The 11,420-nt window shown below is 61.9% G+C and carries 10 protein-coding genes; 9 read left to right on the top strand and 1 reads right to left on the bottom strand.

Features of this window, described 5'->3' with window-relative positions; translation table 11 throughout:
* Window positions 1–47 precede the first annotated feature (47 nt).
* The 9 genes from VGL22_RS19445 (at window position 48) to VGL22_RS19485 (ending at window position 9,550) form a co-directional block, all read left to right on the top strand.
* Window positions 48–1,403 carry a TolC family protein gene (locus VGL22_RS19445; RefSeq protein WP_465268618.1) on the top strand — a complete coding sequence of 452 codons (1,356 nt, stop codon included), beginning with the start codon at window positions 48–50 and terminating at the stop codon, window positions 1,401–1,403.
* A complete protein-coding gene (locus tag VGL22_RS19450) occupies window positions 1,400–2,512 on the top strand; it encodes an efflux RND transporter periplasmic adaptor subunit (protein ID WP_465268619.1) in 1,113 nt (370 codons plus the stop codon). The genes VGL22_RS19445 and VGL22_RS19450 overlap by 4 nt, the downstream gene beginning before the upstream one ends.
* Window positions 2,509–5,775: an efflux RND transporter permease subunit gene (locus VGL22_RS19455; protein WP_465268620.1), complete on the top strand. Its 3,267-nt coding sequence runs from the start codon at window positions 2,509–2,511 to the stop codon at window positions 5,773–5,775. Before VGL22_RS19450 ends, VGL22_RS19455 begins: the two co-directional genes overlap by 4 nt.
* Window positions 5,772–5,996, top strand: a complete 225-nt coding sequence (locus VGL22_RS19460) for a YgaP family membrane protein (protein WP_465268621.1) — start codon at window positions 5,772–5,774, stop codon at window positions 5,994–5,996. Before VGL22_RS19455 ends, VGL22_RS19460 begins: the two co-directional genes overlap by 4 nt.
* A 41-nt stretch (window positions 5,997–6,037) precedes the next feature.
* On the top strand, window positions 6,038–6,355 hold the full coding sequence (locus VGL22_RS19465) for a hypothetical protein (RefSeq protein ID WP_465268622.1): 318 nt from the start codon (window positions 6,038–6,040) through the stop codon (window positions 6,353–6,355).
* A gap of 77 nt (window positions 6,356–6,432) precedes the next feature.
* Entirely contained in the window at window positions 6,433–7,314 is an 882-nt protein-coding gene (locus VGL22_RS19470) for a sigma-70 family RNA polymerase sigma factor (protein ID WP_465268623.1), read from the top strand.
* 110 nt (window positions 7,315–7,424) lie between these two features.
* Window positions 7,425–7,841: an OsmC family protein gene (locus tag VGL22_RS19475; protein ID WP_465268624.1), complete on the top strand. Its 417-nt coding sequence runs from the start codon at window positions 7,425–7,427 to the stop codon at window positions 7,839–7,841.
* A gap of 115 nt (window positions 7,842–7,956) precedes the next feature.
* The gene (locus VGL22_RS19480) at window positions 7,957–8,448 is read left to right on the top strand and encodes a DinB family protein (protein ID WP_465268625.1); all 492 of its coding nucleotides are present in this window, start codon (window positions 7,957–7,959) and stop codon (window positions 8,446–8,448) included.
* A gap of 268 nt (window positions 8,449–8,716) precedes the next feature.
* On the top strand, window positions 8,717–9,550 hold the full coding sequence (locus tag VGL22_RS19485) for a hypothetical protein (RefSeq protein ID WP_465268626.1): 834 nt from the start codon (window positions 8,717–8,719) through the stop codon (window positions 9,548–9,550).
* Between the two features lie 88 nt (window positions 9,551–9,638).
* On the opposite strand, the gene serA is transcribed toward VGL22_RS19485, so the two are convergent.
* On the bottom strand, window positions 9,639–11,237 hold the full coding sequence (gene serA / locus VGL22_RS19490; protein WP_465268627.1) for a phosphoglycerate dehydrogenase: 1,599 nt from the start codon (window positions 11,235–11,237) through the stop codon (window positions 9,639–9,641).
* Window positions 11,238–11,420 lie beyond the last annotated feature (183 nt).

Here is an 11,420-nt window from a genome sequence, read left to right on the forward strand (position 1 = left end):
GCCCGCCAGTGACTTTCCTCTAGTGAATACCGAAAAAGGAAAGTCGAATGGAACGGTTCCTTGGGCCAACTCGAACTCTCGCCCTGGTCTTATGTGTGATCCCCCATGCCCTGCCGGCGCAGGAACCCCTGACGCTGAGGCAAGCCATCCAGATGGCGCTCGAGCAAAACCCAGACGTCGACATCGCCAAAGCCGGCATCGCCGAGGCCAGGGCAAACTCCTCCCTGGCACGAACCCAATACCTGCCGCAGGTCAGCTTTACTGAAGACATCTCCGGCGGCAACGATCCGGTCTACGTCTTTGGAACACGTCTCCGCCAGCAGCGCTTCACCGCCGCTGACTTTGCTTTGCCCTCCTTGAACAGCCCTGACCCCATAGGAAACTTCGCCACCCGCATCTCCGGCGGCTGGCTCCTCTTTGATTCCATGCGCACCCAGAAATCCGTGCACGCCGCGCAGCAGATGCAGCAGAGCGCTGCATCCTCCGCCGGCGCTGTGGACCAGAAGGTCGTCTTCGATGTCGTTCAGGCCTATCAGAGCGTCCTTTACGCGGAGCGGCAGCGCGATATCGCCCAGCACGAAGTGGAAACCGCCGAGACCCTGCTCAGTTCCGTTGACGATCACGTCAAAGCCGGGCTCGCCGTTGAGTCCGATCGCATGTCAGCGCAGGTGAGCGTGGCTGCACGCCGCCAGGCGCGGATCGCCGCGCAAGGTGAAGTTGATCTCGCCTGGGCGCAATTGCGAGTCGCCACCGGAGTTCCCGACCTGAAGACATCCATGCTTCAGCCCATTGAGCCCAAAGCCTTCCCCGGCAGGGATCTCGAAGAGGAATTCCAAACCGCAATAAAGAATCGCCAGGACCTCGCCGCCCTCCGGCACGCGCAATCCGCGCAATCCTCCGCACAGAGCGCCGCGCGACTCAGCTACGGGCCGCACGTCAGCGCCTACGGCAACTGGGAAGATGACCGGCGGACCCTCGGCGGACAGGGCGGCAACAACTGGGTCGCTGGAGTGCAGATCGGGGTCGATATCCTCCCCATCGGCAAGCGAGCGCAACTTGCGAAAGAAAAAGCTGCCAAGGCACGCGTCGATGCCCAGTTGAATGCCTGGCAGCAGCAAGTGAGGCTGCAGGTGAATCAGGCCCACATCCAGCGCCAGACCGCGCAACTCTCGCTTGAAACCGCACGCACCGCCATCGACCAGGCCACCGAAAGCCTCCGCATTCTGAAGAACCGCTACCAAGCCGGCCTTGCCACCATCACCGATCTGCTGCGCGCGGAAGATGCCGAACGCGAAGCCCAGGTGAACTACTGGCATGCGGTCTACGGAAACACGATGGCCTTTGCTCAACAGCTATTCGCGACGGGAACACTCACACCCGATGCCGCGGAGGATCTGCAATGAAGCTCCCTGGAAACATCGCTCTGCTCGCCCTCTTATCCGCATCCATTCTCGGATGCAACTCGCGTAAAGCCTCTGAACCTGCCGCCGTCGAGACCGTCCCGGCGCATGTTGTGGAGAGCAAGCAGCAGCAGGCTCCCCGGAACATCGCCGCAACCGGCACCCTGCACGCCCGCCAGTCCGTAACCCTCTCCGCGCAAGTAATCGGCCGCGTGCTGCAGGTGCCCGTGCGCCAGGGCGACTCCGTCCGAGCCGGTCAAACGCTTGTTGTTCTCGACGACGCTATGTTGAAGTCCGCTTCAGAGCAGGCCGAAGCCGCCGTGAGCGCCGCACAGCACCAGCAGATGGCCGCGCAATCTAACGCAGACCTCGCAGCCAGCACCCTTGCACGCTACAAGCAGTTGCAACTGCAAAAGAGCGTCAGCCCGCAGGAACTGGATGAGGTCTCCCGACGTGCCGAAGCCGCAGCCGCCCAGGTCGATGCTCTGCGCGCGCAGGCCAATGCTATGAAGGCGCAGCAGGCCGGCTCCCGCGACATGCTGAGCTACACAAGAATCGTGGCCCCCTTCGCCGGCATCGTGACCGGCCGCATGGTCGATCCCGGTGCGCTCGCCTCCCCCGGCGTGCCGCTTGTGCAGATCGACAGCGCTGCCTCGCTTCAACTGCAAGCCACAGTTCCGGAGTCGGCGATTGCCTCTGTTCGCCAGGGTCAAAAGCTCAGCGTTTCCATCGATAGCGCCTTCGGCAGTGACCCCGCTGCAACGGTGGCCGAAATCGTCCCCGCGGCCGATGCATCCAGCCACACCTTCCTCGTAAAGATTGACCTCGCCTCCTCGAAGGCGCTGCGCGCCGGCATGTATGCCACTGCGCAAATTGCAACCGGAACAAAACAAGTCATCATCGTGAAGCGATCCGCAATCGTGCAGCGTGGCTCGCTGTCCTGCGCCTATGTGCTCGATGCAGGCAACATCGCACAACTCCGCTACCTCACCCTCGGCTCGTCCTTCGGAAACGCAGTCGAAGTCCTCTCCGGCCTCGCCGCCAACGAAACCCTCGTGGACAGCCCGGCTGATCGTGACCTGGCCGGCAAACGCATTGAGGTCCAGCCATGAGCATCAATTCCAGTCTCCACGGACTTGGCCTCGCCGGACGCCTTGCGCAGTATTTCCTGAACTCCAAGCTGACTCCCCTCTTTATCGCTGCTTCCCTGGCCCTGGGCATCTTCGCCGTCGCCATCATCCCGCGCGAAGAAGATCCCCAAATCCTTGTCCCCATGCTCGACATTGCAACCGCCATGCCCGGCTCTTCGCCGGCTGAGGTTGAAGAGCGCGTCACGCTCCCCATCGAAAAGCTGATCCATCAGCTCTCGGGCGTCGAGTACGTCTACTCCACCTCGAGCCCTGGCCAAAGCCTTGTCGTTGTTCGCTTTTTGGTCGGAACGACGCAGGAAGACGCCCTCATCAAGGTCTACAGCAAGCTCTACTCCAACTTCGATCAGATCCCCCCGGGCGTCACGCAGCCCATCATCAAGGCCCGCTCCATCGACGATGTTCCCATCCTCTCCCTCACGCTCTGGGGAGAGCACTACGACAGCTACCAGCTTCGCGCCATCGCAGACGAGGTTCACCACAACGTCGAGCAGGTTACCGATGTCTCGGAAAGCACCGTCGTCGGCGGCCTCCCGCGCACCATGCGCGTCCTTCTCAGCTCCACCAAACTTAACGCGTACGGGCTGTCATCCCTTGCCATCGTCGGCCACCTCCAGGGCGCCAACGTCAGCCTGCAGGCAGGCAGCTTTGCTGAAAACAATCGCGAAGTTCGCGTCCAAGCCGGTAATCTCTTTACCAGCCGCGCCGATCTTGAGTCGGTAGTTGTCGCTGTCGCCAACGGCCACCCCGTGTACCTCCGCGACGTGGCCGACCAGATCATCGACGGCCCCGCGGAACCTGCCAATTACGTCCTGTTCGGCACCACCCGTTCGAGCGCCGTTGCCGCCGGCGCGCCCCGGCAATATCCCGCCGTGACCATCACCGTAGCAAAGCGCAAAGGAACCAACGCCACACAAATCGCCAACGCCGTCCTCAAGCGCATTCACGAGATGAAAGGCGTGCAGATCCCCAATGACGTGCATGTCACCACAACGCGCAATTACGGCGACACGGCAAAAGCAAAATCGGACGAATTACTTGAGCATCTGCTGCTGGCCACACTCTCCGTAACCTTCCTGGTTGCGCTATTTCTCGGATGGCGTGAGTCCGGCGTGGTGCTGCTGGCCATTCCCGTAACCCTCGCCCTCACCATGTCGATCTTCTACTTCCTCGGCTACACAATTAACCGCGTCACGCTCTTCGCACTCATCTTCAGCATCGGCATCCTCGTCGATGACGCAATCGTCGTCGTCGAAAACATCGTGCGCCACTTCCGCCTCCCCGAAAATCAGAATCGCTCCCCGAGCTCCGTCACCATTGAAGCAGTCGCGGAAGTCGGCAATCCCACCATCCTCGCCACCATCGCGGTGATCGCGGCCGTGCTGCCCATGGCCTTCGTCCGCGGCCTCATGGGCCCTTACATGCGTCCCATCCCTGTCGGCGCCTCGGCCGCCATGCTCTTCTCCCTCATGGTCGCCTTCATCGTGTCACCGTGGGCGGCCATGCGCCTGCTGGGCAAGCACCTTGGCGGCACGCACCTGCTCGAGCCCCAGCATGAGAACTGGCGCACCCGGCTCTACCGCAACGTCATGGAGCCGCTGATTGCCTCGGCAAGAAATCGCATCATCTTCTTCGCCGCAGTGCTCGCGCTGCTGCTGCTTTCCGTTGCCCTCGTCCCCTGGGGACTCGTCCGCGTCAAGATGCTTCCCTTCGACAACAAGAGCGAATTGCAGGTCGTCATCAACATGCCCGATGGCACCCCGCTCGAGCAGACCGTCGCCGTCACGCAGGCCCTGGGCAGCGAACTCGCGCGGCAGCCCGATGTTCTCAACTACCAGCTCTACGCAGGCACCTCCGGCCCCTTCAACTTCAATGGATTGGTGCGCCACTACTTCATGCGCCGCATGCCCAACCAGGCCGACATCCAGGTCAACCTGGTCGCGGCAAAGGATCGCCATGACCAGAGCCACGCAATCGCCAGGCGCCTCCGCCCCATCCTCCTCAACATAGGCAATCAGTTCGGCGCGCGCATCCAGGTGAGCGAAGTGCCCCCCGGCCCGCCCGTGATTCAAACTCTGGTCGCCGAGGTATACGGACCTGACCTCGAAGGCCAGACACGCGTCGCAGACCAGATCAAATCCATCTTTCAGCACACCCCCGGCGTGGTCGACACCGACTGGTACGTCGAGGATCCGCAGCCACAACTCTCCATGCACGTCGACGCCGCAAAAGCTGCGCAGAATGGCATTGCCGTGGCCGACGTGGCAAACGCCATCGCCCTGGCCACCTCAGGCAGGCAGGTGGGCCTGCTGCACAACGACCGCGCGCGCGAACCGATCCCAGCCATCGTCGAATTCAATCGAGCAGACCGCTCCTCCGAACAAAACCTCGAGAACATCCGGCTGCCCGGCGTCAACGGCGTCATGGTTCCCCTGCGCGAACTCGTCACCACCGACCGCGGCTCCATCCAGCAGAGCATCTATCACAAGAACCTCCGCCGCGTGGTCTACGTCACCGGCGACGTTGCCGGTGCGGAAGAGAGTCCTGTCTATGCCATCCTCAAGATGAACAAGCAACTCGAGGAGCTGAAGCTTCCCGCGGGTTACACGCTCGCGCGCTACAACGCCGTCCTGCCCGACTCCACCGATCACTACTCCATGAAGTGGGATGGCGAATGGCACATCACCATCGAGGTCTTTCGCGATCTCGGTCTCGCCTTCGCCGCGGTTCTCATTCTCATCTACGTGCTCGTGGTCGGATGGTTCCGCTCCTTCGTCGTCCCCCTCATCATCATGGCGCCCATTCCTCTTACGCTCATCGGCATTCTCCCCGCGCACGCATTCATGGGCGCCTTCTTCACCGCAACCTCCATGATCGGCTTCATCGCCGGCGCCGGCATCATCGTGCGCAATTCCATCATCCTCGTTGACTTCATCGAACTCAGGCGCCGCCAGGGAGCGCCCTTGAGCGAGGCCGTCATCGACGCAGGCGCCATCCGTTTCCGTCCCATGTTGTTAACCGCCGCGGCCGTGGTCGTCGGCGCCAGCGTCATCCTCACTGACCCCATCTTTCAGGGCCTTGCCGTATCGCTCATCGCCGGAGCCGTCGCTTCCACCTTCCTCTCCTGGCCCACGATCCCCATCCTCTACTACCTGGTGCACAGGAAATCGGAATCCCCCATTCCCTGCGCGCCCGAAATCCTCGAACGCGAAGGAGTAACGCAATGACCGTTGAAAGTGGACTGCGCCTGATGGCGGGACTGATGGTGCTCATCTCTGTCGCCCTTACCCGGTTCGTTTCACCCTGGTGGATGCTGTTCACCGTGTTCATCGCGCTCAATCTGCTGCAGTCGGCCTTCACCAACTGGTGCCCTGCCATGTCCATCCTGCGCGCCATCGGCCTGAAAGACGCAAGCTGCGGCGCTCCCCCCGTCACTCAAGGACGCTGAGCACCTCACCGCCCGGCATCTCCAAACACCGGAAGGAATTCATGCCCCCTTCGAGAAAGTCTCTGCCTTCAGTGAGTGGTGGCAACCGTCAGCCGGCCGCCATGAACCGGGCTTCTCAAATTCGCGAGATGAATCATCTGAAAGACGACGTCTATCGCGAGATGCTGCTGCTCGAAACCCATCGACCCGGTGCGGAGATGGGACTCGCCCTGGCGCTCCTCCAGGCCTTCGTTCAGTCAGACTCCTTCTCCGACGACGCGGACTTCAGCAGGTGGCTGCAGTCCGTCTGCACACTGGGCCTCACCATGATCGAGCAGGCCCTCGCGACAGAGTGCCCATGGAATCGCAATCCGACCTGAAGAGCCTCCAAGGGTGCTCTGCAGAACCTTCCAACGCCACACCACATCTATACTGAAGACGACTCACTCAGGCATCCATGCGAACTGAACTCATCCAGGCGTCTCAGCTCTTGCAAAAGAACACGCCCGAAGCCACCGAGCAAGCCATCGGCCTTCTGCAGAACACCGTGTTCTCGTTCAGCATGAAGGTGTGCGGCCATCGCCAGGATGCGGAAGACACCACGCAGGAGGTCCTGTTCCGCTCCCTCAAACACCTCGGCAAGCTCGAAGATCCCAAGGCCCTCGCCGCCTGGCTCTATACCGTCACGCGCAATCGTTGTCACCGCATGCGGCGCAGTCATCCCGAGCAGAAGGTAAAACAGCTCTCCCTCGATGAGTTGATCCCGGATGAGGAGGAACTAAAGCGCCTTCTCCACCAGGAGAGTCACCCCGAGCGCGCGGCCATCCATGCTGAACAGCACCAGCTTCTGCATCAGGCTGTGTTGCGACTCCCCACGCCGCTGCGCCTGGTCCTCGTCCTGCACGACATGGAGGAGCTGACCTCTGAGGAGATCGCTACAATCCTCGGCCTGCAAACAGGCACCGTTCGCGTGCGCCTCCACCGCGCGCGCCTGGCGGTCCGGCAGGAGATGCCGCGTCTGCTCAAGGGCCTGCCCGAACGCACCGCCACAGAGAAGACCACCAGTCGTCCGCGCGAGTGTCGCGAACTGTTCGCAAATCTTTCCGAATACCTTGACGCACGCGTCGAGCCCGGCACCTGCGAGCAGATGCGGACGCACATCGAAAAGTGCCCGGCTTGCATTGCCTTCCTCAAAGACCTCCGCGCCGCCATCGATCGGTGCCGTTCCCTCAGCGTGTCGTGCGACGCCACTGTGGCCGAACGCATGCGCTCTCTCATGACGCAGGAGTACCTGCGCCTCACGGAACGCACGCCAGAACCCGAGCCCCCTCCTCATTGAGAACGCGAGCGGTTCCGCGCATCGTGACGAACATCACTGCCACCTTGCTCACCGTGGATTGAAATCGACCGCAACGCACACCGATCCGAAAAATCATCCGGAGTATTCAGATGCAAGTACGAATTGAACAGGTTGAAGGCGTGAAATTCTCCATCCAGGCACGCAAGCACACCATCCTCTGCGATCAGCCGGCGGAGAACGGCGGAACCGATCAGGGACTGACGCCTCCCGAGTTCCTCCTGGCCTCCCTCGGCACTTGCGCCGCGTTTTATGCGGCCGAGTACCTCCGCACCCGCAACCTCGCAGCCTCCGGTGTATCCGTCTCCGTCACCGCCGAAAAGCTGAAGAGCCCCGCGCGCCTGGGCAACTTCCAGATCCACGTAAACAGCCCTGTTCCCCTCACCACCGAACATCGCGAGGGCCTCATGCGTTCGGTGAATCATTGCCTAGTCAAGAACACCTTCCTGAATCCGCCGCAGATGGAAATCCTGCTTGACGCGCCCACTCCGGCCGCCGCGCACATCTGACCTGCAGCCCTTTGGACCGGCGCCTCGCCCTGCAAAATTTGACCCTTCATGCCCCGGCGGCGTATTCCATCAAGAAGTTACTTCCTTAGTTCATTCCGCTCCCTGGAGGCTGACCGTGCCCATCCCTGCTGACATCACCCATGCCGCCCACGAGTTCCACTACAACAACAAATTCACCGCCAACTTCGTGAAGGACCTTGCCCCTGAAGAGTGGCTCCAGCGTCCCGAGGGTAGCGCCAATCACATCGCCTGGATCGTCGGCCACGTCCTCTGGGCGCGCACCGCCGTTCTCACGCGCCTTGGCACTCAGTGGTCCGCCCCCTGGCTCGGCCTCTTCGCTCGCGGCGTCAGAGTTGACGACACCGCCGCCTATCCCTCGCCCGACGCCCTCATGGCCGCCTGGCATGAAGTTGCCACGCAGCTCGACACAGCCCTGGAGAACGCCTCCGACGAACTCGTGGATCAGCCGGCGCCCCAGCCCGGTCCCCCCAGCGCCAACGGCAAACTCAGCGGAACCATCGGCTTCCTCGCCTGGCATGAGACCTACCACGTCGGTCAGATCTCCTACGTCCGCGGACTGCTCGGCAAGAAAAGTTTGATGGGCTGATACCCACGGAACTGCATGGCTTCCCGTAATCGAGAAACCGTGCGTTCCGCAGTCGCCAGCTTGCCAGTCTCCTGGCCACCCCGCCTAGCAGTTTTTACAGTTGAGCGGCAGCCCGCGACCAAACACAATTCATACAGCTTGCCGATATAAACGGCCATACCTGCTGCGGCGCCCTGCGCCCAAGACACGCCTATGTGTGTTATTGCGTGCGCCGCCACTCAGGTTTGCGCCAGAAATCAAGCCGGCAAAGCGACGGGGGATCGTGAACATGGGTAAGCTTTGCCGTTTGAGCCGCAACGCGCTACGCGCCGTGGTGCTTTTCTGCCTGTTGGTTCCGGCCGTGCGGCCGGTCTTCGCGGATGGCAACGAAGTCGATCCCGACAGATTGCATATCCGGGCGATGTGGTGGTTCTCCCTGCCCTCAGGTTCCTTCAAAAGCAGCACAGCCGACGGTGGCGGCTCCGTAGATTTGCATCGTGACCTCGGCTTCGGCTCCTACTCCACGTTCACCGGAAATCTGGACTGGAGATTCGCGCGGAAGCACCACCTGCTCATCGGGGTGAGTCCCGTGAACAGCAGCCGTACCACCACTCTCACCCGCACCATTGAATTCCAGGGCCAGACTTACGAGGTCGGAGCCAAGGTCGACACCGACTTCAAATCCAATATCTATTCTCCTGGCTATCAATGGGACTTTATCCGCAGGAGCCAGTGGTATCTGGGGCTCGGAGCCCAGCTCAACATCCTCGATACGGACGCAAAGATTACCGGAACCGTCAGCGCCAACGGGCAAAGCGCAACCGTCCAGTCGTCCGGTGCGAGGATTGCGCCCATACCGGCGATCGGGCCCCGTGTTCGGTGGTTTCCCATGCACAATTCGCGACGGCTGGATTTCGATGGCAACGTGCAGGGAATGTACCTCTTTGGATATGGAGATTTCTGGTCGGGCCGCGCCGTTGCGGATGTGGCTCTGGCTCGTCGCTGGTCCGTCACTGCCGGCTACCAGTTGGGGACACGGCTAAACGTGCACGGCGAAACAGATCAGATTGGCTTGAGATTGACGCAGAAAGGCCCGGTGGCCGGCGTCCAGACCTCCTGGTAATTTTGCTTTCTGGCGTATCCCGCTGTTAAAAATCCCGGTGCTGCGCTCTCCAGCGCAGCACCGGGATTTGTCTTGCAAGGCACCTAGACTAGCTTTTGGCTTCCGGCAGCGTCACCAGCCGCGCTTCCACCAAAGCTTCAATCTTCATCAGCGCATCCAGCACAGTCTGCGACACCGGTGCATCCACCTGAACCACCGCCAGCGCATGCACCGGCTTCACCCCGGAGCGGTCCCGGCCCAGAGCAAAATTCGCGATGTTCACGCCATGCTCGCCCAGAATGGTTCCAATTTTGCCGATCACACCGGGCACGTCGATGTTGCGGCACACCAGCAGATTGCCCTCCAGCGGCGCTTCCACATCAATGCCGTCGAACTCCAGCAGCCGCGGCTGCTCGCCGTGGATCACCGTCGCCGTGGCGTGCGTCGTGCCGCCCGCCGAGTGCAGTTCAAGCGCCAGCAAATTCGCCGCGCCGCCGCGCTGCCCGTCCTGCTTCTCCTCGTGAATGCGCACCCCGCGCTCTTCCGCTACAGCCGCGGCATTGATCAGGTTCACGTTCTCTGAGCCCGCAAGCAGTCCCGCCACAGCGGAATTGCGCACCAGCTCCGTCTTCGCTTCCGTCAGCATGCCCCCGTAGAAGATCTGCACCGATTCAATGCCGCCCTTGCCGGTCTGCGCAAGAAACCCGCCAAGCCGGCCGGCGAGATCAATATAGGGAGCAAGCTGCACGTACTCTTCGTGGCTGAGCGACGGCAGGTTCACCGCGTTCTGCACCACACCCAACTTGAGATACTCGCGCACTTGCCGAGCAATCTGGATCCCCACAGCCTCCTGCGCTTCGCCCGTCGACCCCGCAATGTGCGGCGTAAGAATCACGTTGTCCAGCCCCAAAAAAGGCGAGTCCTTGGGCGGCTCAACCGTGAAAACATCAAGCGCAGCGCCGCCCACCTGCCCCGACTTGAGCGCCGCCGCCAGAGCCGCAACCTCCACCAGTTCGCCACGCGCGCAATTGGTGATGCGCACGCCCTTCTTCATTGTGGCGAGTGTCTTCTCGTTGATGATGTTCGCGGTCTGCGGCGTAAGCCCCACGTGCAGCGTAAGGTAATCGGACCCGGAAAACAATTCATCGACAGACACCAGGCGAATGCCGTTCTCGCGCGCCACCGCAGCGGACACGAACGGGTCGCTCCCCATGATGTCGAGACCGAAAGCCCGCGCCCGTCGCGCTACCTCAAGCCCGATTCGGCCCAGGCCAAGAATGCCCAGCGTCTTGCCGCGCAACTCGGCCCCCTGCAGCGATTTCTTCTCCCACTTGCCCGCATGCATCGTGCTGTTGGCCGCCGGCAGTTTGCGAGCCAGCGCCAGCATCAGGCCAATCGTCAGCTCGGCGACAGCCACAGCATTCGCGCCCGGCGTGTTCATCACCACGATGCCGCGGCGCGTCGCAGCCTCCGCATCGATGTTGTCAACCCCTACCCCTGCGCGGCCAATCACCCGCAGCTTCGGCGCGTGCTCCATCAGCGCGTCATCCACCTGCACCGCGGAACGCACCACGAGGGCATCGGCATCCGCCAGCGCCGCGGGCAATCCCTCAGGCAGCTTGTCGTGCGTGAGAACTTCCCAGCCTGGCTCGGCCGCAAACACCGCCAGCGTGGCCGGCGATACCTTTTCCGCGAGAACAATCTTCATTGCCTCTCCCTTTTCCGCTGCGGCAGGCGCGTACTCGTCAAACCGGACGCCTTCCTTCTCGCACAGCAGGTCGAACATGCGGACCACAGCGGCGTGGGGCTTCCCCTCACCGCGCTCATATTTCCAAATAGAGTTGGGGTGCACGCCCAGCTTCTCAGCCATCTGATACTGATACAAATCGAG

This window comes from Occallatibacter sp. (assembly GCF_036502485.1).
Classification (GTDB): Bacteria; Acidobacteriota; Terriglobia; order Terriglobales; family Acidobacteriaceae; genus Telmatobacter.